The sequence below is a fragment of the Streptomyces sp. HNM0574 genome, from assembly GCF_012726235.1.
Taxonomy (GTDB): domain Bacteria; phylum Actinomycetota; class Actinomycetes; order Streptomycetales; family Streptomycetaceae; genus Streptomyces.
The window spans coordinates 1-23,947 of record NZ_JAASAH010000025.1; the positions used below are offsets into that span (position 1 = coordinate 1).

The window sequence follows — 23,947 nt, forward strand, 5'->3', positions numbered from 1 at the left end:
GCCCGCAACGCAGTGGATCAAGTCCACCTACAGCGATTCGCAAGCAGGCCAGTGCGTCGAGTGGGCCCCGGAGCACGCGTCCGGCAGCAACGTCGTCCCCGTCCGGGACAGTAAGGACACCGCGCGGGCGCCGCTCAGCTTCTCCCACGACGCATGGGCGGCCTTCATCCACGACGTACGAAGCAGCGCACTCCGCCACTGAGCATGGAGGGCACGGCATGAGCGGGCAGCTCGCATGGATCAAGTCCAGCTACAGCGACGGCGAGGGAGGGCTGTGCCTGGAGTGGGCACCGGAGCACGCGTCCGGCAGCAACGTCGTCCCCGTCCGGGACAGTAAGGACACCTCGCGGGCGCCGCTCAGCTTCTCGACCGGTGCGTGGGCCGCCTTCATCAACGACGTACGGAGCCACGGACTCTGCCACTGAGTGAGGAATCTCCGGCATGAGCGACAGGCCCGTATGGCTCAAGTCGGGCTACAGCGACGGCGGGGGCGGCAACTGCGTCGAGTTGGGCCCCGGGACTGGCGTGCGGCGGCAACGTCCCCGTCCGGGACAGTAAGGACACCACACGGGCGGCGCTCACCTTCCCCACCGACGCGTGGACGACCTTCATCAACGACCTACGGGACAGCACACCCCGCCACTGAGTGAGGAGCACCCGGCATGAGCGAACAACCGGCGTGGATCAAGTCCAGCCACAGCGACGGTCACGGCACATGCGTCGAGTGGGCCCCGGAACTCGCGTCCGACCGCAGCGTCCCCGTCCGCGACAGCAAGGACACCTCGCGGCCGCCGCTCACGTTCTCCGTCGACGCGTGGAGGACCTTCGTCAACGACGTTCGGATCAGCGCGCTCCCCCACTGAATATGGAGGGCACGGCATGAGCGGCCAGCTCGCATGGATCAAGTCCAGCCACAGCGACGCGCACGGCACATGCGTCGAGTGGACCCCGGAGCACGCGTCCGGCAGCAACGTCTTCCCCGTCCGGGGCAGTAAGGACACCGCGTGGGCGGCGTTCGTCGACGGGGTGCGGGAGCACGCGCGCCGTCGCTGAGCAGGGGCCCCACCCGGCATGAGTGACGAACCGGCGTCCGGCCACAGCGCAGGCGTCGTCCGGGGGCGATGAGTTCCGGGCCCCGCGTCGGTCCATATCCCGTCACCGCATACCGCCGCAGACGAAACGGTGAGGGAGAACCATGAGTACGCACGCGCTACCGCCTGTCGTGGACGCGGAGACCTGGCAGCGGGAGCTGGACGCGCTGCGGGTCCGGGAGAAGGCCGCGACCAGGGAGCTCGACGCGATCGCCGCGCAGCGGCGGCGGCTGCCGATGGTCGGGGTGCCGGACTACACGCTGGAGGGCGAGGACGGGCCCGTCCGGCTGGCCGAGGTGTTCGACGGCAGGTCCCAACTGATCGTCTACCACCACATGTGGTCCCCGGGCGAGGAGTGGCAGTGCCCGGGCTGCACGGGCTACACCTCGCAGTTCACGCGGCTGGGGTTCCTGGGCAACTACGACGCGCGGTTCGTCGTCGTCACGCAGGGCCCGATCGAGGAGGCGCTCGCGTACCGGCGCAAGGTCGGGAACACGATGCCCTGGTACTCGACGGCGCACAGCTCCTTCGGCGCGGACGTCGGGGCGCCGCCGGGCGGCGGGTTCGCGCTCAACGTGTTCCTGCGGGACGGCGACCGCGTCTACCGCACCTGGCACACCAGCGGCCGGGGCACCGAACAGCTGAGCCATTCCTTCGCGTTGATCGACGTACTCCCCTACGGGCGCCGGGAGGAGTGGCAGGACTCGCCGGAGGGCTGGCCGAGCGAGCCCACGTACAGCCGGTGGAGCAACTCGGAGGAGATCGCCGCGCTGTACGGGCCCGAGGCGGGGGCGTAGGGGCTCAGCGCGGGTCGCGGCGCATGCACCAGGTGCGGGGGCCGTCGTCGGGGAGCGGGATCTCGGCGGTGACGGTGAAGCCGAGGCGTTCGTAGAGGCGCACGTTGGGTTCGCTGGAGGTCTCCAGGAAGGCCGGGTGGCCCGCGCGTTGGGCCTCCTGGATGCCGGGGGCCAGCACCGCGCTGCCGAGGCCGCGGCCCTGGGCCTCGGGCGCCGTCGCCACGGTTTCCAGGTACCAGCCGGGCTGCCGGGGGCGGTACGGGGCGACGGCCGCGTCCGCGGCCTCGGCGGCGGAGGCGCGGTCTCCGGCGAGTGCGCCGAGGAGGGGGCCGAGTTCGGCGAAGGCGGGCGACGGGTCCGCTCCCGGCACGGACCAGACGGCCACGGCGCGGCCGCCCTCGGCGGTCCAGACGCGGCCGTACACCATGCCGACGCGGGTGAGGCACAGCTCCTGGTAGCGGCGGACACGTTCCTCGTGCGCCTCGGCGTCGATCACGTGCCGGGTGAAGGGGTGGTCGGCGAAGGCCCGGGCGAGGGTGTCGACCGCGACGGGGAGATCCGCCGCGGTGAGGGGGCGTACGGCGGGGGTGTTCACCCGGTGATCCTGGCACCGGGTGAGGGCCCCGGCAAACGCCTTCCGGGCGGCGCCCGTTGGGTGCTTGCTTCGAGTCCGCTCCAGGGGCTTGGCTTGGCGGTCATGGAGTACACGCAGCTGGGACGTACCGGACTCAAGGTCAGCCGCATCGTGCTCGGCACGATGAACTTCGGGCCGCAGACCGACGAACCCACGAGCCACGCGATCATGGACGCCGCGCTCGGCGCGGGCGTCAACTTCTTCGACACCGCCAACGTCTACGGATGGGGCGAGAACAAGGGCCGCACCGAGGAGATCCTCGGCAGCTGGTTCGCGCAGGGCGGCGGGCGCCGGGAGAAGACGGTGCTGGCCACCAAGGTGTACGGGAACATGGGCCCGGACGGCCCGGCCTGGCCCAACCACGACAAGCTCTCCGCCGCGAACATCCGCCGCGCCGTCGACGCCAGCCTGCGGCGGCTGCGCACCGACCACATCGACCTGTACCAGTTCCACCACGTCGACCGGGCGACGCCGTGGGAGGAGATCTGGCAGGCCATGGACGTCCTCGTCCAGCAGGGCAAGGTGCTCTACGTCGGCTCCTCCAACCACGCGGGCTGGAACCTCGCGCAGGCCAACGAGACGGCGGCGCGGCGCGGTTCGATGGGTCTGGTCAGCGAGCAGTGCCTGTACAACCTGGCGGAGCGGCGGGCCGAGATGGAGGTCGTGCCGGCGGCGCGGGAGTACGGGCTCGGGGTGATCCCGTGGTCGCCGCTGCACGGCGGGCTGCTGGGCGGCGCGATCCGCAAGGAGAGCGCGGGCGGCGCCTCCCGCACGGGCTCGGGCCGGGCGGCCGACGCACTGGCCGACCCCGGCGTCCGCGCCCGGGTGCAGCGGTACGAGGACCTGCTCGCGCAGCACGGGCTCGAACCGGGCGAGGTCGCCCTGGCCTGGCTGCTGACCCGGCCCGGGGTGACGGGACCGATCGTCGGCCCGCGCACCCGGGAGCAGCTGGAGGGGGCGCTGCGCGCGGTCGGACTCCGGCTGGACGACGGGCTGCTGGCCGCGCTCGACGAGATCTTCCCGGGCCCCGGTCCGTCACCGGAAGCCTTCGCCTGGTGACGTTCCGTACTGCGTGACGTCCGTGGCCGGTGACGGAGGGCGGCCCTGCCGCCCGGGGCCCGCGTACGGGGCTTCGGGTCGGTGGGGCTCAGCCGCCGAAGGCGGTGGCGATCGCGACCACGACGAACATCAGCACGAGCGCACCGCTCACGATCCGCATCCTGGTTTTGGCATTCACGCCCCCCACGGTAACCGGACCGCTCAGCTCCCCAGCGGCCAGCCCACCAGCCGCTCGTAGCGCGGCTGCTCGCCGGGCACCCCGCTGACGGGCAGGTGACTGCGGACGAGCACCAGCTCGCCGGCGGTCCACGGGGTGCCCCGGAAGGCGTCCAGCGCGTCGACGTAGGCGGGCAGGTCGACGTCGCGGCGGCGGGGGCGGGTGTACGCGAGCGTCACGTGCGGGCGGAACCGGTGCCCGTCGCCCGCGCCCTCGATCCCGGCGCGACGCCCGGCGGCGGCGCAGGCGCGGGCGAGGCGACGCAGCGCTTCTGTGCCGGGGGCGTCACCTCCGGCCCTGTGCTCCTGCTCGGGGGTGTGCGCGTCGGCGTCGCCCGCGTCACCGTCTCCGTGCTCCGGCCCGGCGCCGTGGACGCCGGCCCGTCCGGGCTCCGGCCCGGCGCTGTGGACGGCGGCCCAGAGGGCGCGGTCGGCGAAGCGGCCGCCGCCGGTGAGGGTGAGGCGGGCGGGGGTCGCGCGGGAGGCGGCGCGGGCCAGGCGGTCGCTGAGCTCGTCCAGCTGCTCGTCGGTGACGCGGGGGTAGAAGGCGAGCGTGAGGTGCCAGTTGCGGCGCTCGGTCCAGCGGAGGTCGCCGGCCCGGGGCAGCGACCTCAACCGGGCGACGGCGTCCCCGAGTTCGTCGAGCGCGTCCTCCGGCGGCAGCAGGGCGGCGAACAGCCGCATCACGGAGTCCATACGTCCATGATGGGCGCCCCGTCAGGGGCGCGGGGAACTGCGCGAACGACCACGACGTACGGGGCGGGCCGGTGACGGCATGGGGCACCCCGCGCCGGGGCTAGGCGCTGCGCTTGCCAGCCCTGCGCCTACGGCGCAGTTCTCCCAAGCGGGGCGGGCCCGCGAAAAAGGGGCGCGGGGAACTGCGCGAACGCCCACGGCGGCGGGGCAGCCGACGAAACGGCGCGAACCCCGAAAAGGGGCGCGGGGAACTGCGCGAAAACCCCAGCCCCGAAGCACCCGCACCCCGCGACGCACCCGCCCGCGAAGAACAGCGCACCCCGCGAAGCACCCCTCACGCCACCGGCGCCACCTGCTCGCGGCGCGGCTCCGCTCCCGACCGCGGGACGAAGGCGACGTGCCGGTGCCCGCGGCGGAGGTCGACGCGGAGGCGGAGCCCGCTCGCGCGGGCCAGGACGAGGCCGACGAGGACGGCGATCCCGGCCGAGATCAGCCCGCCGGAGAGGAAGCCGATCCGCGCGCCGAAGGTGTCGGTGACCCAGCCCATGAGCGGCCCGCCGATCGGCGTACCGCCGACGAAGACCATCATGTAGAGGCTCATCACGCGCCCCCGCATCAGCGGGTCGGAGGCCATCTGGACGCTCGCGTTCGCGGTGACGTTGAACGTCAGGCCCATGATCCCGATGGGCGCCATCAGCGCCGCGAACAGCCAGAACGACGGCGAGACGGCGGCGGCCATCTCCAGCACGCCGAACAGCAGCGCGGCCCCGGCCATCAGCCGCATCCGCGAGCTGCCGCGCCGCGCGGCGAGCAGCGCGCCGACCACGGAGCCGACGGCCATGAGCGTGTTGAGCAGCCCGTACGTCCCGGCGCCCTCGTCGAAGACCTTGTCGGTGAAGGCGGTCAGCCAGATCGGGAAGTTGAAGCCGAAGGTGCCGACGAAGCCGACGAGGACGATCGGCCAGAGCAGTTCGGGGTGGGTGCGGACGTAGGTGAGTCCCTCGCGGAGCTGGCCCTTGCTGCGTGGCGCGCGGTCGGTGGTGAACAGCTCGGAGGTGCGCATGAGCAGCAGTCCGGCAAGCGGCGCGAGGAAGGACAGGCCGTTGAAGAGGAACGCCCAGCCGCTGCCGACCGCGGAGATCATGACGCCGGCGACGGCGGGGCCGATGAGCCGGGCGCTCTGGAAGTTCGCGGAGTTGAGGGAGACGGCGTTCCGTATCTGGTCGGGGCCGACCATCTCGGAGACGAAGGTCTGCCGGGTCGGGTTGTCGACGACGGTGGCGAGTCCGAGGACGAAGGCCAGCGCGTAGACGTGCCAGACGTGGACGTTGCCGCTGAGCGTGAGGGCGGCGAGCGCGAGCCCGGTGAGGCCCATGACGGACTGGGTGACGAGCAGCAGCTTCCGCTTGTTGCAGCGGTCGGCGATGACGCCGCCGTACAGGCCGAACAGCAGCATCGGCAGGAACTGCAGGGCCGTGGTGATGCCGACGGCCGTGGAGGACCCGGTGAGGCTGAGCACCAGCCAGTCCTGGGCGATGCGCTGCATCCAGGTACCGGTGTTCGATATGACCTGGCCCATGGCGAAGAGCCGGTAGTTCCGGACCTTCAGCGAGCTGAACATGGACGGCTTGGGGTCGGTCCCGGGTTCGCGGGCGCGCTCGTCTCGGTGGTCGTGGTGACTGTGGTGGTTCCCGGGTGCGGGTGCGGAGTCTCCTCCGTTGCCCGTACTCACAGCGGGTTCGCCTCCTCGGCTTCGTCCGGCTCGTTACAGGTGCGCGAGCTTCTCCAGTACGGGCGCCGCGTCGCGCAGGCGGGCCCATTCGTCCTCGTCGAGCTGGCCGACCAGCTCGGCCAGCCAGACGTTCCGCTTCTCGCGGCTGGCGGCGAGCATGGACTCGGCCTGCTCGGTCTGGGTGACGACCTTCTGCCGCCGGTCCTCGGGATGGGGCTCCATCCGGACCAGTCCCTTGGCCTCCAGCATGGCCACGATGCGGGTCATGGACGGCGGCTGCACGTGCTCCTTGCGGGCCAGCTCGCTCGGGGTGGCCGAGCCGCAGCGGGCCAGGGTGCCGAGCACCGACATCTCGGTGGGGCTGAGCGACTCGTCGACCCGCTGGTGCTTCAGTCGCCGGGAGAGGCGGAGGACAGCGGAGCGGAGGGCGCTGATGGCAGCTGAGTCGGCTTCGGCTTCGTCGCCGTGTTCGGACAGTTCCGGCATGGTTTTTAGGGTAACTCATTACCCGGTCTAAAGACCAACCGGGGGCCGGTGCGCATCCTCCCGCCGATCCGCCCCGCGGGTCCGGGTGTAAACGGCGCTTCACACATACGGGTGAGCCGAGGGGGAAATCTGACGCACCGCGCCCGCCGGGCCGTGGACCGTGGTGGGCATGACGATGCCCTCCGCCACACCCGCGACGGCCTCGCCCGGGACGCCCTCCAAGGTCCTGAGCCTGCGGATAGACGCCGAACTGTTCGAGCGGCTCCACACACATGCCGCAAAACGCGGAATGAGCGTCCAGGACTATGTCGTCCGGACGCTCATTCGCGATGACTTCGACGAGCGCTTCCGCACCTCGGTCGACGAGACGGAACGCTTCTACGGCACCTCGGCCTAGCGCACCCCGAGGACCTGCTCGATCGGGTCGAGCAGGAAGTAGACGAGGAAGCACAGGCCGACGACGTTCAGCAGCCACGGGACCTCGCGGATCCGGCCGGTCGCGGCGCGGAGCAGGATGAACGACAGCACGCCGATGCCGATGCCGTTGGTGATGCTGTACGTGAAGGGCATCGACACCAGCGTCAGGAAGGCCGGGACGGCGACGGTGTAGTCGCTCCAGTCGATGTCGCGGATGTTCGACGCCATGATCAGGAATCCGACGACCACGAGCGCCGGGGTCGCCGCCTGGGAGGGCACGACCGTCGCGAGCGGGGTGAAGACGAGGGCGAGCAGGAACAGCCCGCCGGTCAGGACGTTCGACAGGCCCGTCCGCGCACCCTCGCCGACGCCGGCCGTGGACTCGACGAAGCAGCTGTTCGCCGAGCAGGAGCCGAGGCCGCCGCCCGCGACGGCGATGCCGTCGACCATCAGGATGCGGCCCATGCCGGGCAGCTGGCCCTTCTCGTCGGTCAGTCCGGCCTCCTCGCCGACGCCGATGATGGTGCCCATCGCGTCGAAGAAGCCGGAGAGCAGGACGGTGAAGACGAACAGGCAGCCGGTCAGCAGTCCGACCTCGCGGAACCCGCCGAACAGGCTGATCTCACCGACCAGTCCGAAGTCCGGGGTGCCGACGACGGAGTCGGGGATGTTCGGCACGGCGAGGCCCCAGGCCTCGTCGGGTATCTCCGCGATCGCGTTGATCACGACGGCGAGGACGGTCATCGCGACGATGCCGATCAGGATCGCGCCCTTGGTCTTCCGCACGACCAGCACGAACATCAGCGCCAGGCCCAGCACGAAGACCAGCACCGGCCAGCCCTGGAGCTGACCGCCCTGCCCGAGGCCGAGCGGGACGGTGGTGTGGGCGGCGTCCGGGTTCCGCGTGACGAAGCCGGAGTCGACGAGTCCGATCAGGCAGATGAACAGGCCGATGCCGATCGCGATCGCGCGGCGCAGCCCGTTCGGGATCGCGTCCATCACGCGCTGCCGCAGCCCGGAGGCGACGAGGATCATCAGCACCAGGCCCGCGAGCACGACCATGCCCATCGCGTCGGGCCAGCTCATCTTGGGCGCGAGCTGGAGCGAGACGACGGCGTTGATGCCGAGCCCGGCGGCGAGCGCGATCGGGACGTTGCCGATCACGCCCATCAGGACGGTGGTCAGGCCCGCGATCAGCGCGGTGGCCGTGACGAGCTGGGCGTTGTCCAGCTGGTGACCGAACTTGTCCTGCCCCGCGCCGAGGATGATCGGGTTGAGCACGACGATGTACGCCATCGCGAAGAACGTGGCGAGACCACCGCGGAGCTCCCGGCTGACCGTCGAGCCGCGCTCGGAGATCTTGAAGTACCGGTCGAGGGCGTTCCTGGCGGGCGGGGGCGGCGACTGCGGAGCGCCTGACGGCTGCTCGGATTCGACCGTGGAGGTGGTCGAAGCGGACATGCGTGACCTCGGTGGTGCGGGCCTGTGGGGGCCGGGGCGGGGATCTGTTTGGAGCATTCGACGAATGATTAAGGACAGATCCAGTGCGGTTCAGTATGAACAAACAACTAACGTGATCGCCATCTTCGCGCGTAGACCCCCGTGAACCCCGGTGCACGCCCGCCCCGGGACGGCTGTGCGCACGCAAAAGCCCCGGACCGGAACCGGTCCGGGGCCCGCTCGCGGAAACGCTCAGCCCGTACGGCCGTCGTCGCCCTCGCTCCCGGCGGCCTCCGCCGCGTCCGCCTCCGCCCGCCGGATCGCCGCGTCGCGCCTGCGCACGTACCAGTAGCCGAGGAGGCCCAGGCCCGCGCCGGCGGCGCAGGTCCACACCCACCAGGTGTGGCCGTGGTCGGCGAACCAGCCGTAGAAGGGGAGCTGGCCGACGAAGAGGACGAACCAGATCACGGTGCCGGTGAGGATCGTCGCGGGCACGTTGCCTTCCAGGGGCTCCGGCGCCTCGCGATCGCCGCTGGTCCACCTGTCCATCAGACCCATTGCCACGGCTTCCTCTCCCTCAACGGTCCCCCGCCTTCTCCCGCAGGGCGCGGGCTCTCTCCACCCGGGGGCCGGGTCAAGGGTAACGAGACGCGATCCCCGAGATTTCCCCGAGGCCCGCCGGAACCCGGGCGTCCGTCGCGAATCGCCCGTACCGTCAGGCTCATGACCTACGGGGCGAAGACGGAGGACGGCGGGGAGCCGGAGGAGGCGGTGCCGCCGGGCGGTGTCCGGGCGGGGCTCAGTGCGGCGCAGGTGCGGGAGCGGGTCGCGCGGGGCGAGGTCAACGACGTGCCGGTGCGCAGCAGCCGCTCCGTCACCGACATCGTCCGCGCGAACGTCTTCACCCGGTTCAACGCCATCATCGGCGTGCTGTTCCTGATCATCCTCGTCGTCGGGCCGATCCAGGACGGGCTGTTCGGCTTCGTGATCGTCGCCAACACGCTGATCGGCATCGTCCAGGAGCTGCGCGCCAAGCGGACGCTGGACAGCCTCGCCGTCGTCGGGGAGGCCCGGCCCACGGTGCGCCGGGACGGGCGGGCCGCGGAGATCCCCACCGACGGCATCGTCCTCGGCGACCTCGTCGAACTCGCGCCGGGCGCCAAGTGCGTCGTCGACGGCGAGGTCGTGGAGGCCGACGGGCTGGAGATCGACGAGTCGCTGCTGACCGGCGAGGCCGATCCGGTGCTGAAGCGGCCGGGGGACGCGGTGATGTCGGGCAGCTTCGTGGTCGCGGGCAGCGGGGCCTTCACGGCGACGAAGGTCGGGCGGGAGGCGTACGCGGCGCGGCTCGCGGAGGAGGCGTCCCGCTTCACGCTCGTCCACTCCGAACTGCGCAGCGGGATCTCGACGATCCTGAAGTACATCACCTGGATGATGGTCCCGGCCGCCGTCGGCCTCGTCCTCAGCCAGCTGCTGGTGAAGCACACCGACCCGGACGACGCGATCCGCCGCATGGTCGCCGGGATCACGCCGATGGTGCCCGAGGGCCTGGTGCTGCTGACGTCGGTGGCCTTCGCGATCGGGGTGATCCGGCTCGGGCGGAAGCAGTGCCTGGTGCAGGAGCTGCCCGCGATCGAGGGGCTCGCGCGGGTCGACGTCGTCTGCCTGGACAAGACGGGCACGCTCACCGAGGGCGGCATGGACGTCACCGAGGTCCGGCCCCTGGACGGCGCCGAGCCCGGCTACATCGGCAGCGTGCTCGCCGCGCTCGGCGGCGCCGACCCGCACCCCAACGCGAGCCTGCGCGCCATCGCCGACGCCTACCCGGACGGCGCGGGGCCGCACCCCGCGAACAGCCCCGCGCACGGCGGCGGTTGGCAGCCGCTGGCCACGCTGCCGTTCTCCTCGGCCAGGAAGTACAGCGGCGCGACGTTCCGCGAGCCCGGCGGCGCGAGCAGCTCCTGGCTGATGGGCGCGCCCGACGTGCTGCTCCCCGAGGCCCACCCGACGCTCGCCGACGTCGAGGCGCTGAACGAGGAGGGCCTGCGCGTCCTCCTCCTCGCCCGCACCGGCCGCGCGCCCGACGCCGCCGACGCCGCGCGGCACGCGCGGCCCGTCGCCCTCGTCGTCCTCGCCCAGCGGCTGCGCCCCGAAGCGCCGGACACGCTGCGGTACTTCGCCGAGCAGGACGTCGCCGCCAAGGTCCTCTCCGGGGACAACGCCGTCTCGGTCGGCGCCGTCGCCGCGAAGCTCGGGCTGCCCGGCGCGGACGCGCCCGTCGACGCCCGGAGGCTCCCCCGGGACGACGCGCGGGCGATGGCCGGAGCCGTCGAAGCGGGCAGCGTCTTCGGCCGGGTCACCCCGCAGCAGAAGCGCGACATGGTGGGCGCGCTCCAGGAGCGGGGGCACACCGTCGCCATGACGGGCGACGGCGTCAACGACGTACTGGCCCTGAAGGACGCCGACATCGGCGTCTCCATGGGCGCGGGCTCCGAGGCGACCAAGGCCGTCGCGCAGATCGTGCTGCTCGACAACAGCTTCGCGACGCTGCCCTCGGTCGTCGCCGAGGGCCGCCGCGTCATCGGCAACATCGAACGCGTCGCCAACCTGTTCCTGACCAAGACCGTCTACAGCGTGCTGCTCGCGCTGCTGGTCATCTGCTGGCAGGTGCCCTACCCGTTCCTGCCCCGGCACCTGACGCTGCTGTCCTCGCTGACCATCGGCGTCCCCGCCTTCTTCCTCGCCCTCGCGCCCAACCGGGAGCGCGCCAGGCCGCACTTCGTACGCCGGGTCATGCGGTACGCCGTACCCGCCGGGATCATCGCCGGGGCCGCCACCTTCGGCACCTATCTGCTGGCGCGGCACCACTACGCGGGCGCGGGGGCGCTGGCGGCCGAGACCAGCGCCGCGACGCTCACGCTGTTCCTGATCGCCATGTGGGTGCTGGCCATCGTCGCCCGCCCGTACACCTGGTGGCGGGTCGGGCTGGTGCTGGTCATGGGCGCCGGGTTCCTCGTCGTCCTGGTCACGCCGTGGCTCCAGGACTTCTTCGCGCTCCGGCTCGTCGGGGTGACGATGCCGTGGGCCGCCGTCGGTGTCGCCGCGGCCGCCGCGGTGGCCCTGGAGATCACCTGGCGCGTGGTGGCCCGCCGGGTGCCGGCCTGAGCGCGCGGCTCAGAACGGGTACCAGCGCACCCTGCGCTCGCCCTCCCGCAGGGAGGCGACGCGGCGGGCGAACTCGCGGCGCGCCGCCGGGTTTCCGGGCGCGTGCTGGGAGACCCAGGCGCAGCTCGCCGTCTCCCGGGCGCCGCGCAGCACGGCGCAGCCCTCCCACTCGCGCACGTCCCAGCCGTAGGTGCCGGTGAACGCGTCGTACGCCGCCTCGGGGACGCCGTAGCGGTCGTGGCTGAGGGCCATCACGACGAGGTCGTGCTCGCGGAGGTCGTCGGAGAAGGTCTCCAGATCGACGAGGAACGGTCCGTCCGGGCCGACGTGCACATTGCGCGGCAGCGCGTCCCCGTGGATCGGGCCCGGCTCCAGCACCGGCTTCAACTCGGCCGCCGCGGCGGCGAAGTCGTCCCGGCGGGCGCGCAGGTACGCGGCGTCCTCCGGCGGCACGGCGTCGCCCGCGAGGCGCAGCCAGCGCTCGATGCCGCCGAGCAGCTCGCGGCGCGGCAGCGGGAACGGGGCCGGGCCGAGGGCGTGCACCTGCCGCAACAGGCCCGCGAGATCGGCCGGTTCGGTCTTCCGGACCGCGTCCGGCAGCCGCTGCCAGCGCGTCACGGGGTGGCCGTCGACCAGGGCCACCGTGTGCGAGGCGGGGCGGACGGCCGGTACGCCGCGGGCCTCCAGCCACACCGCGACCCGCAGTTCGTGCTCGGCCCGCGCGGCCAGCTCGCCCGAGGCGCGGCCGACCCGGACGACGGGTCCGTCACCGTCCGGCGCGAACACCGCGTTCTCGCCCAGGGACAGCAGCCGCGCCCCCGCCTCGTCCTCCCCGGCGGCGGCCAGCACGGCGCGCGCCGCGGCCTCGGTGAATCCCTGGTTGTCGCTCACGCCCGCAGGTTATCCGGTGCCGGGGCCGGGCTGGTGGGGGTGCCGGTCGCCTGACTACAGTCACCACATCGCGTCCCTGTCCCGGCAGGCGACGTCCCCCACCGGAGATCCACGAGAAAGCCGCATGACGACTCAGCTCTCCCCTTCCCCGGCCGGCGACGCCGACAGCACCGACACCCCCGACGACGTCGCGGCACACCCACCGCACCGCGACCGGCCGGACGAGGTGACCGAGGCCGAGTGGGTGCTCGCCATGGTCTTCCTCGTCCCCTCGTTCCTGCTCCTCCAGTTCGTCAACCGGCACGGCTGGAACGTCTCGCTCGCCTGGATCACCTGGACCATCGGCACCGCCCTCCTCGTCTGGGGCTGGACCCGCCTCATCCGCACCCGCGGCCGCGGCGCCTCCGGCTGGCTCATGTTCCTCGCCGCCCACGGCTCGGCGCTCTTCTCCCTCACGCAGCTGCTGGGGGTGTGACGGGGTCGGACTCGTGCCGGGAGCGGGGGCTTCCGGCTCCCGCCACGACCCGTCAGGTAGTTGATCCCGCCCAGGATTCGGATCACCGTGCCGTATGCGTAGGCGGCTGGTGGTGCGGGTGGGGCTCGGGGTTCTCCTGGTGGCGGGTGCCGGGTCCGCGGGGGCTGCGGAGCGGGGGAACGGTCTGCGAAGGTTCCAGGTGAGGCACGGGCTGCCCGCCACGGGGCGGGTGGACCGGCGGACGGCCGCGGCGCTGGGGAAGGCGAGTGATGCCGAGATGGACGAGGTGTTCCGTACCGCGGAGGATCTGGGGCCGGAGCAACGGGCCCACGCGCGGCGGGTGATCGGGGTCGGGAAGGGCGCGGGGATTCCCGGGCAGGGGCAGGTGATCGCGTTGATGACGGCGATGCAGGAGTCCCGGTTCGTGAACCACACGACGCCCCTGGACAACGACTCGCTGGGCATCTTCCAGCAGCGCCCCGGCATGGGCTGGGGCACGCCGGAGGAACTCACCGACGTGGTCACCGCGTCGAAGCTGTTCTACGGCGTCGCGCCGGACGCCGCGAACCCCGGCCTGCTCCAGATCTCCGGCTGGCGGTCGATGCCGCCGGGCGACGCCTGCCAGGCCGTCCAGCGCTCCTCGCACCCCGGCCGGTACGCGCAGTGGGAGGAGTTCGCGCGCGAACTCCTCGCCACCGAGGGCCCGTCGGCCGACCCCGTCACCTGACGGGGTCGGCCGGGGCCCGTCGCCGTCAGTCGAACCAGCGGGCCGTGGCGAGCTCGCCCGCCCGGTCCGGGTCCTCCAGGAGCGCGGCCACCTCGAAGCGGCGGGACCAGTGGCCCGCCGCCCAGGCCAGTCCGGCGGCGACGCCCTCCAGGGTGGCCGCGTGCAGGGTGCCGTCGGCCGCGAGGTGCCAGTCCAGCTCGACGCCGGCGACGGTGAGTTCGTCGTGCTCGACGTACGTGCCGGGCGCCCCGGGCAGCACGGTGCGCACCGGGGGCGGGACCTCGCGCTCCGTGCCCCCGCCGACCGGCTCGGTGCCGACGGACTCGCTCAGCCGGGGCACGTCCAGCAGGGCCGCCAGCTCGGCGGCGCGGTCCGGGCGCACCGGCAGCAGCGGGCGGTCGCCGGCGAGGGGCAGCAGGTCGGGGGCGTCGGCGACGACCGCGTCCGCCGCCTCGACGACGCGCAGCGTGCCGTCGCGGGTGACGGCGCGCAGCGTGTCGGGGAGGGTGACCTCGTTCGGGTCCAGGTCGGCCAGCAGGCCGTACAGGGCGTGCAGTTGAGCGGCTCCGCCGCCGGGCGTCAGCTCCGGGTCGGCCAGCCGGGCGAGGAGTTCGGCGGCGCCGCCCGGCTCGTCGAGCAGCGACTCGGCCGAGGTGCGCACGCCGAGGGCGCGCAGCACCTGCGGGTCGCCGACGGCCGAGGCGTCGGCCTCCTCGTAGAGCCCGTCCAGGGTGGGGCCTCCCCGGACGGAGTCCGGGGAATGGCCGGCGCCGGCGGCGCGGAGGCCGGCCGGGCGGCGGCCGTCGAGGACGGGGTGCCCGCGCAGCCACCAGGCGGTGTACGGGCGTACGGTCTCGGTCCCGCCGTCGGGGAGCAGGACGCGGACGGGGGCGGTGAGCGCGTCGCGCAGCGGCGGCCGGGACAGCATGGCCAGGGCCTCGGGCCAGCGGTCGTCGTCGACGAGGTCGAGGTCGCGGACGGCGACGAGTTCGGTGACCACCGGGGGTACGGGCGTCTCGGGCAGCTGGTCGAGGACGTCCTCGCACCACACGTCGACGGCGTCGAGGAGGCCCGGGTCGTGGGCGTAGTCCGGGTCGGACCAGTCGCCGTCGCGGGGCTCGAACTCGTCCGGGTCGAGCACCACGTCGGTGGCGCGGACCAGGGCGAAGGCGGCCTGCACGCCGACGGCGGTCAGCGGCTGCTCGCCCCAGCGCTCGACGAGCGCGGTGTCGCAGGCGGCGAGCTCGCCCTCGCGGATGACGCGTGCGAACGGGCTGCCGGGACAGACGAGTTCACCCGCGGGTGCCAGCTCGCCGTCCTCGTCGGGGAGGGCGAGCGCGGCCAGCCAGGGCTCGTCGCCGGGGGCGAGCGCGGCGTCGCGGACGAGGCCGAGGACGAGGTCGGCGAGCTCTTCGGCGTCGGGCGCCTCGGCCTGCTCGTCCCAGATCTCGTCGGCCTCCAGCGAGGCGGCGACGGCGGCCCGCACCTGCGGAGTGCCGAGCACGGCGCGCGGGGTGGCCGAGGTCGCGCCGAGCTTCTCCAGCAGGCTGTGCGCCGCGTCCCGGTGCGCGACCTTGAGGCCGAGGCGGGCGAGCAGCGCGGCCCGGTCGGGGTCGCCGTCGTCGGACAGCGGCAGCAGCACCTGGCGGGGGCCGACGGTGGTGCGGCCGTCGGCCAGCGGGACGGGCAGGCCGGTGAGGCGGTCCGGGTCGACCCCGGCGAGCGAGTCGTACAGCCGCCGCCACCACTCGGGGGCGCGTTCGACGCCGGCGAGCCGGTCGATGACCTCGCCGAGCGGGACCCGGGCGACGTCCAGGGCGCGCAGCTCGGTGCGCCGCTCCAGCCCGGCGGGCAGCAGGTTGGGGAACAGCTCGGCGAGGACGCGTACGGTCTCCTCGCCCGCGCCCTCGACGAGCTCGGCGTCCCGCGGCCGCAGCGCGACGGGCGCGCCGTCCTCGGCGGTGGCGGCGCCGGCGAGGAACGGGACGTCGGGCAGCCGCTCCAGCAGCAGCTGCCGCAGCTCGCCGTCGAGTTCACCCCGGCCGAGCGGGCCGGGGACGAGGGCGACGGTGGCGGTCTCGGCCGGACGCCAGTCGCGCAGCAGCTCCGCGTACGCCTCGGCGGCGCGGTGCAGCAGGAAGCCGGTGAGCGGGCCGGGCGCGATCCGCCGCCGGGTGGGCTCCATCGGGAACCCGGCGATCAGCAGCGCGGGCAGCCCGAGCGGCTCGTCGGTGGGCGTGGGCGCGTGGATGTACGGCGCCGTCCCCGGCGGTACGGGCACCAACCGCTCGCCCGGGCCCGCACCTTGGTCCTCCGGCGCCGGTTCCACGGGCACGGCCCAGGTCACGGACCAGGCGGGGCGGCGGCGTTCCTCGACGGGGCGGTCGGCGAGCAGCGCGGGCTCGGCCACGCCCGTCCTGGTCAGCGTGCGCCAGCGGCTGACGTGCGCGGTCCCGTCGGCGTCGCGGTGCTCGATCCGGACGGTGCCGGCCGCCCGGTCCGCCTCCGGCGCCTGCGCGGTGCGGCGCAGGGTGCGGGTGCGGGTGCCGCCGGAGTCCGGGGTGTCGACGGTGACTTCGGTCAGTCCGGGGAGGGTGAGCAGCAGCGCGTCGTCGACGGAGTCGAGGAGGCGTTCGGCGAGTTCCCCGGCCGCCGCGTCGCGCAGCGGGAGGATGACGGCCGTGTCGTAGCCCTCGGGCGCGGTGCCCTCGGCGGGCAACGGGAGGCGCAGCAGCGGCACATGCCCGTCCCGGCGGCGCAGTTCGGCGTCCAGCGCGGGCACGTCGGCGGCGGCCTCCCGCACCAGCCCGGCGGCCTCGGCGTGCGACCAGCGGACGCCGCCCGTCCGGCCGACGACGGCGGGTTCGTCGGTGACGGCCAGCACCGCCGCGAAGCCGACGCCGAACCGGCCGACGGAACCGGCGAGTTCGGGCCCGTCGCCGTGCGGCTGCCCGGGCTCGTCCGGGCGCTTGGCCGAGGCGCGGAGGGTGGAGAGCGAGAGGACGCCCTCGGCGTCGAGCGGCTCGCCGGTGTTGGCGGCGACGAGCACGCCGTCGCTCAGGGTGAGGCGCAGCCGGCCGGGGACGCCGGCACGGGCCGCGGCGTCGGCGGCGTTCTGCGCGAGTTCGACGACGAGGCGGTCGCGGTAGCCGCCGAGGACGAGTTCCTGTTCGGCGTTGGCGTCCTCGCGGAACCGTGCCGGGGAGGCCGCCCACGCGTCGAGCACGCTCTGCCGCAGCCCGGCCGTCCGGAAGACGTCGGCCTCCGGCCCCTCGCCGCGCCCCACCACCGCTTTGCCGCCGCTACCGGTCACGTCGCCGCCTCCTTCGCCATGGCCTGCTCGCGCGGCCCGCCTCCGGTGCGGCGGACGCCGCACCCCGACCCGGTGACGGTACAGGGGCGCGCGCCGCACGCCGGAAACCGACCGGAGGCACCCGGCCCGGGCGCGGTGCGGGGCGGGAAGGGTCAGTCGGCGAGGGAGAGTTCGTCGTTGCGGGTCTCGTCGAGGACCGGGGCCGGCGGCTGGGGCGCCTTCGGCATGACGGCCGCCTCGGAGTGGCCTCCGCAGCCGAAGGCGAGCGAGACGACGCGCCCGTCGGCCGGGCTGAACTCGTTGGCGCACACGCCGAACCCCTGCTTCAGCGAGCCCGCGAGCGGGACGAGGAAGGCGCAGCTCACGCAGGGGCCCGGGGCCGCCTGGGCCATGGCCGTCCGCGGTCCGTGGCTCTCCTCCCAGCGGTCGGCCGCCTCCTGGAGCCCGTACCGGGACAGGACGCGCGCCCGTCCCATGCCGAGCTCCTCGGCGACGGCCTTGACCGAGCCGCGGGAGGGCGCGGGGGTGACGTCCTCGGGTGCCTGCTCCGGCGGCGCTTCGGCCTCGGCGGCGGCCGTTGCGGCCTCCTCGGAGACCGCCGAGTTCGGCGGCGGGGTGTCCTCGCCGCTGAAGCCGGGCTCCAGGCGCAGGTCGTCGGCGTCGGTGGGGAGGAGATCGCCGGGGCCGAGGTCGCCCGGGCGGAGGCGCTCGCTCCACGGCACCCACTCCGGTGCGAGCAGCGAGTCGGGGCCGGGCAGCAGGACGCTCTCGTCCAGCGTGACGACCTTCGCGCGGGACGCCCTGGCCACCGTGGTGGCCCAGCGCCAGCCCCGGTAGGCGGGCTGGAGGCAGGCGAAGTAATGGGTGACGACTCGGTCGCCCTCGGCCACGGCCTCGATGTGCTCACCGACCGTGCCCGGCAGGGCGGTCTCCTCGGCCGCCGCGCGCGCCAGCTCTACGGCCTCCACGCACAGCTTGTCGGGTGCCCGGCGGCTACGGCCGCTCCGCGTCGCGGCACTCATGCAGCACTCACAAGAATCGTCTCTCCTACGCCATAGCGCCGGTTGTCGGCTGTGCTGCGTACCCGTACGGCGCCGTGGAGGGTGACGGGCGGGGTGTGGACGGAGCGGGACCGGGTGGCCGCTGCGACGTCCGCGCCCCGCTCGGGGCCGTGCGGAACGCACCGTCCACCCACGCTACCCCACGGATTAACGGAGGGAGTCAGGAGGGAACCGGGAAGCGCCCCCGAGCGGCCGCCCGGCCCTGAACTGCGCGGACCGACACGCGCCGACGCCACTCCGGTCCCGGCCGCGCCCCGGCGCGCGCACCGCACCCCGGCCGCCTCCCGGACCGAACCGGAACCGGGAGCGGAGGCGGGCTCGGAGGCAGGCCCGGAGGCGGGGGCGCGGCAGCCCGTGCCGGTGCCCGCCGGGCGGGGCAGACTCGGGGATGTGGCGTCCGAGTTCCGCCCGTCCCGTCCGCCGGGACGCTCCCCGCGGCGCTTCCCGAACCGCCCGCGGCGGCTGGGGAGGCGGAGACCGCGACGGCCTTCGCGGGAGCCGCGGGCCGCGCGCCGGACGGACGGGGGCGGTACGGGGCAGGGCGGGCGGCGGGACCGGAGCCGGCCGGTCCGGGTTGCGGGTGCCGTGGGGCGCGCGCCCGCCGGACTCGCCCGTTCCGTGCGGCGCGCGACGCACGCGCAGGGCGCCGGCGAGTCGGGGCTCGGCAAGCTGACGGAGCTGCACGCGGTCAACTCGTCGGGCGACATGATGATCACCGTCGCGCTCGCCTCGACCATCTTCTTCTCCGTCCCCACCGGCGAGGCCCGCGGCCGGGTGGCGCTGTACCTGCTCGTCACGATGGCCCCGTTCGCCCTGCTCGCTCCCGTGATCGGCCCGCTGCTGGACCGGATTCCGCACGGCAGGCGCGCCGCGATGGCCGGCGCGATGCTGGCCAGGGCGCTGCTCGCGCTGGCCCTGTCGGGCGCGGTCGCCTCGGGCGGCCCGGAGCTGTACCCGGCGGCGCTCGGCGTGCTGGTCGCGTCCAAGGCGTACGGGGTGGTGCGCTCGGCCGTCGTACCCCGGCTGCTGCCCGCCGCGTTCTCCCTCGTCCGCGCCAACTCGCGGGTGACGCTGGCCGGTCTGCTCGCGACGGGGGCCGCCGCGCCGGTCGCGGCGGTGCTGCACCGGATCGGTCCGCCCTGGCCGCTGTACGGCGCCTGCGCGCTGTTCTGCCTCGGCGGCTTCCTCGCCCTCCGGCTGCCGCACACGGTCGACTCGGCGAAGGGCGAACGTCCGGCCCATCTCGTGCCCGGACACCCGCACTTCCCGGGCCACGCGCCCGCGTCCGACGGAGCGGAAGGGCGGAAGCGGAACCCGAAGCGGAAGCCGGACGCGCGGCCCGGGCTGCGGACCGTGGGCACCTCCGTCCGGTGCGCGCTCGCCGCCAACTCCGCGCTGCGCGCGCTCTCCGGGCTGCTCACCTTCTTCCTCGCGTTCCTGCTCCGCGAGCACCCGCTGGGCGGGCTGACGGGCGCCTTCTCGCTCGGCCTCGTCGCCGTCGCGGCCGGGACGGGCAACGCGCTGGGCACGGCGACCGGCGCGTGGCTGAAGGCCCGCGTCCCCGAACTGATCATCACCTGTGTGCTGACGGTGGCCCTGGCCGCCGCCGTGCTGTCGGCCCTGGAGTACGGCACCGTCACGGTGGTGGCCGTGGCGGCGACGGCCGGACTGGCGCAGGCGCTGGGCAAGTTGTCGCTCGACGCCCTCATCCAGCGGGACGTCCCCGAGGCGGTGCGGACGTCGGCGTTCGCGCGCTCGGAGACGCTGATGCAGATGTCGTGGGTGGCCGGCGGCGCCGCCGGGATCTCGCTGCCGCTGCTCCCGCCCGCCGGGCTGTGGACCGCGGCGGGCGTGGTGTGCCTCGGCGCGGCCGGCGCGGCACGGGGTCTGCTGGGCGCCGCACGCCGCGGCACGCCGCACCCGCGCGTCATGTGAGAAGAACCGCCCGGTAGCCTGCCCGCTATGAGCTACGCGATCTCCCGGCGGGGTGTCCGCACCGCCACCGCAGTCGGTGCCGTATCCCTCGGACTTCTCGCCCTCTCGGCCTGCGAGAAGCCTTCTCCGATGGCGACCGCGACCGTGAACAGCACGAGCGTGTCCACCGAAGCCGCCTGCTACAACGACGGCGACACCATCGCCCAGTCCGAGGCGAAGTCGTGCCTGTCGAAGGAGGCGGAGAAGTCCGTCACCGCCGGCCCGGGCGACAAGGTCCGCATCGGTGTCGAGCCGGACGTCGCCGAGGGCGGCTGGCTGCTCTTCATCGACGGCCAGCCCGTGCTGCCCGAGCCGATCAAGAAGACCTACTACACCTTCCCCGGCGAGGCGTTCTTCCAGTCGCAGACGCCCACCGGCCAGGCGCAGAAGAAGGACTCCGCGCAGGTCAGCATCGTTCAGGCGGACGGCAGCCAGTTCAAGGGCATCTGGCACCTGAAGCTGAAGAACGGCTCCTGACCCGGAGCGCCGCGTGCCGCACGTACTGATCGTCACCGCGGTCCCGCCCGAGCGGGACGCGGTGACGTCCGCTTTCCGGGGCACCGCGCCCGTCACCGAGGCGCCGCTGCCCGGCGGCCGCAGGCTGCACCGCCTGGCCGACGGCGGCGGCACGCTGGACGTGCTGGCCGGCGGGGTCGGCCCCGCCGCCGCTGCCGCCGCCACCGCCACCGCGCTCACCGCGGCCGACCTCGCCGGGCGCCCGTACACGCTCGTCGTCTCGGCGGGCATCGGCGGCGGCTTCCCGGACGCCGAGGGGGCGCCGGCCGCCCCCGGCGGCGTGATCGTCGCCGACGCGCTCGTCGCCGCCGACCTGGGCGCGCAGACCGCGACGGGCTTCGCGCCCGTCACCGCGCTCGGCTTCGGCACCGACTCCCACCGCTCCCCCGCACCGCTCGTCCGCGCCCTGGCCGAGGCCACCGGCGCCCGCGTCGGACCCGTGCTGACGGTGTCGACCGCGACCGGTACCGCGCGGCGCGCCGCCGAGCTGGCGGACCGTCACCCGGGCGCGGCAGCCGAGGCGATGGAGGGTTTCGGGGTGGCCGAGGCCGCGGCGGCGCACGGGGTGCCGGTGCTGGAGGTGCGGACCGTCTCCAACGCCGTCGGCCCGCGCGACCGGGACGCCTGGCGCATCCCGGAGGCGCTGGCCGCGCTCGGGGGCGCCTGCGCGGCGCTTCCCGGGGTGCTGCGAGCATGGCAGGCATGACCGACAGCACCGAGCCCACCCCGACCGGCGGCACCAGCAGCGGGCAGCCGCTGCGGATCGCCTTCTCGCCCTGCCCCAACGACACGTTCGTCTTCGACGCGTGGGCACACGGCAGGGTCCCCGGAGCGCCGCCGCTCGACGTCACCTTCGCCGACATCGACGTCACCAACGGCCTCGCCGAGGCCCGGGACGAGCGGCTCGACGTGCTCAAGGTCTCCTACGCCGTGCTGCCATGGATCCTGGACGACTACGCGCTGCTGCCCTGCGGCGGCGCGCTCGGCCGGGGCTGCGGCCCGCTGGTTCTGACCCGCGCGCAGGAGACGCCGGTGACGGCCGCCTCGCTGAGCGGGCGCCGGGTCGCGGTGCCGAGCGAACGGTCCACCGCGTACCTGCTGTTCCGGCTGTGGGCGGCGGCCGAAGTCCCGGGCGGGGTGGGCGAGGTGGTCGTCCTGCCCTTCCACGAGATCATGCCCGCCGTGCGGGACGGCAAGGTCGACGCCGGACTCGTCATCCACGAGGCCCGGTTCACGTACCAGGACTACGGGCTGCACCGCGTCGCCGACATGGGCGAGCACTGGGAGAACACCACCGGACTGCCGATCCCGCTCGGCGCGATCGTCGCCCGCCGCTCGCTCGGCGCGGACGCGCTGCGCGCGCTCGCCGAGGCCACCCGCACCTCGGTGCGGATGGCCTGGGACGACCCGGAGGCCACCCGCCCGTACGTCGCCGAGCACGCGCAGGAGATGGACCCGGCGGTCGCCGAGCAGCACATCGGCCTGTACGTCAACGAGTTCACGGCCGACCTCGGCGAGGACGGGTACGCCGCGATCCGCGGGCTGCTGACCCGGGCCGCCGCCGAGGGCCTCGTCCCGCCGCTGTCGCCGGACGCGCTCAGCTTCCCGTGAGCCGCCGGACGTGACGCCAACACCCCGGTGTCCGCCGGGGTGTTGGGGTGCGGCGGGTCAGACGTCCAGCTGGTCGGCGACGGCGCGGAGCATGCCGGCGATCTTCTGGCCGCTCTGCTTGTCCGGGTACCGGCCGCGCTCCAGCGACTGGGAGACGCCGTCGAGGAGCGTGCTCAAATCCTGGACGATGGAGGCCAGTTCGTCCGGCTTGCGGCGCTGGGCCGCGGCGACGGACGGGGCGGGGTCGAGCACGGTGACGGACAGCGCCTGGTCCCCGCGCTGTCCGGCGACGACACCGAAGTCGACGCGCTGTCCCGGCTTGAGCGCGTCCACTCCGTCCGGCAGCACGGAGGAGTGGACGAAGACGTCGCCGCCGTCGTCACGGGAGAGAAAGCCGAAGCCCTTCTCGCTGTTGAACCACTTGACCTTGCCGGTAGGCACGTCGCGTCCTCGTCCTCGTACTCGTCCGGGCAGCCGGGCTGCTGTTGCTGGTGACTGATGTTGCCGCTGGGGGTTTCGACCGCCCAGGTTATGCGCGCGGAACCCGGTGTCACCAGCGACTTCCGCGCCGCGTGTGACGTGATCCCGCCGAGCGCCCCCTCCGTGCGGTTGCTGACCGATCTACCCTGGGCGGGTGAACACTGAAACTCCCTCCGCCGGTGATCTTCTCGTACGTATCGGCGGGATCGTCTTCCTCGTCGGCGCCGTGGCCACCGTCGTCACGGTGGCACCGCTGTTCCTCGGCACGGAGCCGTTCCCGGCCCCCGCCTACTTCGTGTGCATGCTCATGGGGCTCGGGTTCGTGATCGCCGCGGCGGGCGTGCTGCGGTCGGCTGCCGCGGAGCGGCGGGCCGCGAAGCCCGCCGCCGGTGAGGTTCCCTCGGCCTGACGCCGGCTACCGGCGCGGGTACCCGGCGAACCACTCCGGGAACTCGGCCAGTCCGCCCTCCAGGACGACGTCGGCGCCCGCCTCGCGCAGCTCGTCCGCGCTGATCGGGCCCGTCGGGACGGCCACGGACAGCGCGCCGGCGGCCTTCGCGCCGCGCACATCTCCGATGTGGTCGCCGACGTACACGCTCGCGCCGTGCTCGCGCAGCGCCTCGGCCTTCGCCTCCGCCCACAGCCAGCCGATCACGGCGGCGGGGTGGATGCCCAGGTGGGACAGGTGCAGCGCCGCGTTCGGCTGGTGCTTCGCCGTGACGACGACGGCGCGGCCGCCCGCCGCGGCGACGGCGTCGACCGCCTCGCGCGCCCCGGGCATGGCCAGGCTGGGCTCGATGGCGTACTCGGGGTAGAGCGCGCGGTAGCGCTCCCCCGTCTCCTCGATCCGGTCCGCCGGGAACCAGTGCGCGAGCTCGACGTCCAGCGGCGGGCCGAGGCGGGTGACGGCCAGGTCCGCGTCGATGAAGGTGCCCGTCTCCGCCGACAGCGCCTCGTACGCGGCCTTGATGCCGGGCCGCGAGTCGATCAGCGTCATGTCGAGGTCGAAGCCGACGGTGACGCCGCCGGGTGCGGCGACCTGCGGGACCTGCGCGGACGAGGCGTGCGGAGCGTGCGAAACCATGCCCGCCATTCTGCCCTGCCGCCGCCGGGAAACTCCCCGGCCCCGGCGTCACCCCTGGCCCTTACACTTAGGCCCCCCTTAC

Annotated in this window: 26 protein-coding genes and 1 pseudogene; 16 read left to right on the forward strand and 11 right to left on the reverse strand. The window is 74.1% G+C overall.

The genetic code is table 11. The features are described from left to right. From HCC30_RS27355 to HCC30_RS27380, 6 genes and pseudogenes are all read left to right on the forward strand, one after another. The coding region (locus tag HCC30_RS27355) for a DUF397 domain-containing protein (protein ID WP_169445601.1) at positions 1-202 on the forward strand (202 nt) is incomplete at its 5' end. Positions 203-218: 16 nt separating this feature from the next. Further along, on the forward strand, positions 219-425 hold the full coding sequence (locus tag HCC30_RS27360; protein WP_169445602.1) for a DUF397 domain-containing protein: 207 nt from the start codon (positions 219-221) through the stop codon (positions 423-425). Positions 426-441: 16 nt separating this feature from the next. Beyond that, positions 442-646 (forward strand): annotated as a pseudogene (locus HCC30_RS27365) (DUF397 domain-containing protein). 16 nt (positions 647-662) lie between these two features. Then, positions 663-863, forward strand: coding sequence for a DUF397 domain-containing protein (locus HCC30_RS27370; RefSeq protein ID WP_169445603.1), 201 nt, complete (start codon positions 663-665; stop codon positions 861-863). A 16-nt stretch (positions 864-879) separates the two neighbouring features. Then, positions 880-1,053 carry a DUF397 domain-containing protein gene (locus HCC30_RS27375; RefSeq protein ID WP_169445604.1) on the forward strand — a complete coding sequence of 58 codons (174 nt, stop codon included), beginning with the start codon at positions 880-882 and terminating at the stop codon, positions 1,051-1,053. Positions 1,054-1,195: 142 nt separating this feature from the next. Then, on the forward strand, positions 1,196-1,888 hold the full coding sequence (locus tag HCC30_RS27380; RefSeq protein WP_169445605.1) for a DUF899 family protein: 693 nt from the start codon (positions 1,196-1,198) through the stop codon (positions 1,886-1,888). A gap of 4 nt (positions 1,889-1,892) precedes the next feature. Here the strand turns inward: HCC30_RS27380 and HCC30_RS27385 are convergent, their stop codons facing one another. Beyond that, complete coding sequence (locus tag HCC30_RS27385; protein WP_169445606.1) at positions 1,893-2,483, reverse strand: GNAT family N-acetyltransferase; 591 nt, start codon at positions 2,481-2,483, stop codon at positions 1,893-1,895. Between the two features lie 102 nt (positions 2,484-2,585). Between HCC30_RS27385 and HCC30_RS27390 the strand changes: the two genes are divergently transcribed. Then, positions 2,586-3,581, forward strand: coding sequence for an aldo/keto reductase (locus HCC30_RS27390; protein WP_169445607.1), 996 nt, complete (start codon positions 2,586-2,588; stop codon positions 3,579-3,581). 201 nt (positions 3,582-3,782) lie between these two features. On the opposite strand, the gene HCC30_RS27395 is transcribed toward HCC30_RS27390, so the two are convergent. From HCC30_RS27395 to HCC30_RS27405, 3 genes are all read right to left on the reverse strand, one after another. Then, positions 3,783-4,493 (reverse strand): 2'-5' RNA ligase family protein, encoded by a 711-nt coding sequence (locus HCC30_RS27395; protein ID WP_240979947.1) that lies wholly within the window; start codon positions 4,491-4,493, stop codon positions 3,783-3,785. A 334-nt stretch (positions 4,494-4,827) separates the two neighbouring features. Further along, entirely contained in the window at positions 4,828-6,225 is a 1,398-nt protein-coding gene (locus HCC30_RS27400) for an MFS transporter (protein WP_169445608.1), read from the reverse strand. Positions 6,226-6,258: 33 nt separating this feature from the next. Beyond that, on the reverse strand, positions 6,259-6,711 hold the full coding sequence (locus HCC30_RS27405; protein WP_169445609.1) for a MarR family transcriptional regulator: 453 nt from the start codon (positions 6,709-6,711) through the stop codon (positions 6,259-6,261). A gap of 169 nt (positions 6,712-6,880) precedes the next feature. Between HCC30_RS27405 and HCC30_RS27410 the strand changes: the two genes are divergently transcribed. Continuing rightward, positions 6,881-7,108 carry a BrnA antitoxin family protein gene (locus tag HCC30_RS27410; RefSeq protein ID WP_240979948.1) on the forward strand — a complete coding sequence of 76 codons (228 nt, stop codon included), beginning with the start codon at positions 6,881-6,883 and terminating at the stop codon, positions 7,106-7,108. Here HCC30_RS27410 and HCC30_RS27415 read toward each other — a convergent pair. Next, positions 7,105-8,589: an NCS2 family permease gene (locus tag HCC30_RS27415; protein ID WP_169445610.1), complete on the reverse strand. Its 1,485-nt coding sequence runs from the start codon at positions 8,587-8,589 to the stop codon at positions 7,105-7,107. The two genes, HCC30_RS27410 and HCC30_RS27415, sit on opposite strands and share 4 nt — an antisense overlap. Positions 8,590-8,820: 231 nt before the next feature. Then, the gene (locus HCC30_RS27420) at positions 8,821-9,117 is read right to left on the reverse strand and encodes a DUF2530 domain-containing protein (protein WP_206324408.1); all 297 of its coding nucleotides are present in this window, start codon (positions 9,115-9,117) and stop codon (positions 8,821-8,823) included. Positions 9,118-9,291: 174 nt separating this feature from the next. Here HCC30_RS27420 and HCC30_RS27425 point away from each other — a divergent pair, with 174 nt between their 5' ends. Beyond that, positions 9,292-11,733 (forward strand): HAD-IC family P-type ATPase, encoded by a 2,442-nt coding sequence (locus HCC30_RS27425; protein ID WP_169445611.1) that lies wholly within the window; start codon positions 9,292-9,294, stop codon positions 11,731-11,733. A gap of 9 nt (positions 11,734-11,742) precedes the next feature. Here HCC30_RS27425 and HCC30_RS27430 read toward each other — a convergent pair whose 3' ends face one another. Next, on the reverse strand, positions 11,743-12,624 hold the full coding sequence (locus tag HCC30_RS27430; RefSeq protein WP_169445612.1) for an aminoglycoside phosphotransferase family protein: 882 nt from the start codon (positions 12,622-12,624) through the stop codon (positions 11,743-11,745). Between the two features lie 124 nt (positions 12,625-12,748). Here HCC30_RS27430 and HCC30_RS27435 point away from each other — a divergent pair, with 124 nt between their 5' ends. Then, positions 12,749-13,099: a hypothetical protein gene (locus HCC30_RS27435; RefSeq protein ID WP_169445613.1), complete on the forward strand. Its 351-nt coding sequence runs from the start codon at positions 12,749-12,751 to the stop codon at positions 13,097-13,099. Between the two features lie 94 nt (positions 13,100-13,193). Continuing rightward, entirely contained in the window at positions 13,194-13,826 is a 633-nt protein-coding gene (locus HCC30_RS27440; RefSeq protein WP_169445614.1) for a peptidoglycan-binding domain-containing protein, read from the forward strand. A 25-nt stretch (positions 13,827-13,851) separates the two neighbouring features. Here the strand turns inward: HCC30_RS27440 and HCC30_RS27445 are convergent, their stop codons facing one another. Beyond that, complete coding sequence (locus tag HCC30_RS27445) at positions 13,852-17,112, reverse strand: molecular chaperone Hsp90 (RefSeq protein WP_169445644.1); 3,261 nt, start codon at positions 17,110-17,112, stop codon at positions 13,852-13,854. Between the two features lie 179 nt (positions 17,113-17,291). Further along, positions 17,292-18,161, reverse strand: coding sequence for a DUF3027 domain-containing protein (locus tag HCC30_RS27450; RefSeq protein ID WP_169445615.1), 870 nt, complete (start codon positions 18,159-18,161; stop codon positions 17,292-17,294). A 624-nt stretch (positions 18,162-18,785) separates the two neighbouring features. Here HCC30_RS27450 and HCC30_RS27455 point away from each other — a divergent pair. Genes HCC30_RS27455 through HCC30_RS27470 form a run of 4 tightly spaced genes read left to right on the forward strand, consistent with a single transcriptional unit; the run spans position 18,786 to position 22,301 of the window. Next, the gene (locus HCC30_RS27455; protein WP_169445616.1) at positions 18,786-20,135 is read left to right on the forward strand and encodes an MFS transporter; all 1,350 of its coding nucleotides are present in this window, start codon (positions 18,786-18,788) and stop codon (positions 20,133-20,135) included. A 27-nt stretch (positions 20,136-20,162) separates the two neighbouring features. Further along, complete coding sequence (locus tag HCC30_RS27460) at positions 20,163-20,651, forward strand: DUF2771 domain-containing protein (protein WP_169445617.1); 489 nt, start codon at positions 20,163-20,165, stop codon at positions 20,649-20,651. A gap of 13 nt (positions 20,652-20,664) precedes the next feature. Further along, positions 20,665-21,396 carry a futalosine hydrolase gene (locus HCC30_RS27465; RefSeq protein WP_169445618.1) on the forward strand — a complete coding sequence of 244 codons (732 nt, stop codon included), beginning with the start codon at positions 20,665-20,667 and terminating at the stop codon, positions 21,394-21,396. Then, the gene (locus HCC30_RS27470; RefSeq protein WP_169445619.1) at positions 21,393-22,301 is read left to right on the forward strand and encodes a 1,4-dihydroxy-6-naphthoate synthase; all 909 of its coding nucleotides are present in this window, start codon (positions 21,393-21,395) and stop codon (positions 22,299-22,301) included. Before HCC30_RS27465 ends, HCC30_RS27470 begins: the two co-directional genes overlap by 4 nt. Before the next feature lie 57 nt (positions 22,302-22,358). Here HCC30_RS27470 and HCC30_RS29105 read toward each other — a convergent pair whose 3' ends face one another. Then, a complete protein-coding gene (locus HCC30_RS29105) occupies positions 22,359-22,742 on the reverse strand; it encodes a cold-shock protein (RefSeq protein WP_169445620.1) in 384 nt (127 codons plus the stop codon). A 193-nt stretch (positions 22,743-22,935) separates the two neighbouring features. On the opposite strand from HCC30_RS29105, the gene HCC30_RS27480 reads away from it, so the two are divergent. Further along, a complete protein-coding gene (locus HCC30_RS27480) occupies positions 22,936-23,190 on the forward strand; it encodes a hypothetical protein (protein WP_169445621.1) in 255 nt (84 codons plus the stop codon). 6 nt (positions 23,191-23,196) lie between these two features. Here HCC30_RS27480 and HCC30_RS27485 read toward each other — a convergent pair whose 3' ends face one another. Next, positions 23,197-23,865, reverse strand: a complete 669-nt coding sequence (locus HCC30_RS27485) for a haloacid dehalogenase-like hydrolase (protein WP_277348098.1) — start codon at positions 23,863-23,865, stop codon at positions 23,197-23,199. Positions 23,866-23,947: the final 82 nt, after the last annotated feature.

Bases quoted from the DNA above. Each gene is read 5' to 3' on its own strand.
- HCC30_RS27360 (WP_169445602.1), top strand. From the start codon at position 219: ATGAGCGGGCAGCTCGCATGGATCAAGTCCAGCTACAGCGACGGCGAG.
- HCC30_RS27370 (WP_169445603.1), top strand. From the start codon at position 663: ATGAGCGAACAACCGGCGTGGATCAAGTCCAGCCACAGCGACGGTCAC.
- HCC30_RS27375 (WP_169445604.1), top strand. From the start codon at position 880: ATGAGCGGCCAGCTCGCATGGATCAAGTCCAGCCACAGCGACGCGCAC.
- HCC30_RS27380 (WP_169445605.1), top strand. From the start codon at position 1,196: ATGAGTACGCACGCGCTACCGCCTGTCGTGGACGCGGAGACCTGGCAG.
- HCC30_RS27390 (WP_169445607.1), top strand. From the start codon at position 2,586: ATGGAGTACACGCAGCTGGGACGTACCGGACTCAAGGTCAGCCGCATC.
- HCC30_RS27395 (WP_240979947.1), bottom strand. From the start codon at position 4,493: ATGGACTCCGTGATGCGGCTGTTCGCCGCCCTGCTGCCGCCGGAGGAC.
- HCC30_RS27405 (WP_169445609.1), bottom strand. From the start codon at position 6,711: ATGCCGGAACTGTCCGAACACGGCGACGAAGCCGAAGCCGACTCAGCT.
- HCC30_RS27410 (WP_240979948.1), top strand. From the start codon at position 6,881: ATGACGATGCCCTCCGCCACACCCGCGACGGCCTCGCCCGGGACGCCC.
- HCC30_RS27415 (WP_169445610.1), bottom strand. From the start codon at position 8,589: ATGTCCGCTTCGACCACCTCCACGGTCGAATCCGAGCAGCCGTCAGGC.
- HCC30_RS27420 (WP_206324408.1), bottom strand. From the start codon at position 9,117: ATGGACAGGTGGACCAGCGGCGATCGCGAGGCGCCGGAGCCCCTGGAA.
- HCC30_RS27425 (WP_169445611.1), top strand. From the start codon at position 9,292: ATGACCTACGGGGCGAAGACGGAGGACGGCGGGGAGCCGGAGGAGGCG.
- HCC30_RS27435 (WP_169445613.1), top strand. From the start codon at position 12,749: ATGACGACTCAGCTCTCCCCTTCCCCGGCCGGCGACGCCGACAGCACC.
- HCC30_RS27440 (WP_169445614.1), top strand. From the start codon at position 13,194: ATGCGTAGGCGGCTGGTGGTGCGGGTGGGGCTCGGGGTTCTCCTGGTG.
- HCC30_RS27450 (WP_169445615.1), bottom strand. From the start codon at position 18,161: ATGAGTGCCGCGACGCGGAGCGGCCGTAGCCGCCGGGCACCCGACAAG.
- HCC30_RS27460 (WP_169445617.1), top strand. From the start codon at position 20,163: ATGAGCTACGCGATCTCCCGGCGGGGTGTCCGCACCGCCACCGCAGTC.
- HCC30_RS27470 (WP_169445619.1), top strand. From the start codon at position 21,393: ATGACCGACAGCACCGAGCCCACCCCGACCGGCGGCACCAGCAGCGGG.
- HCC30_RS27485 (WP_277348098.1), bottom strand. From the start codon at position 23,865: ATGGTTTCGCACGCTCCGCACGCCTCGTCCGCGCAGGTCCCGCAGGTC.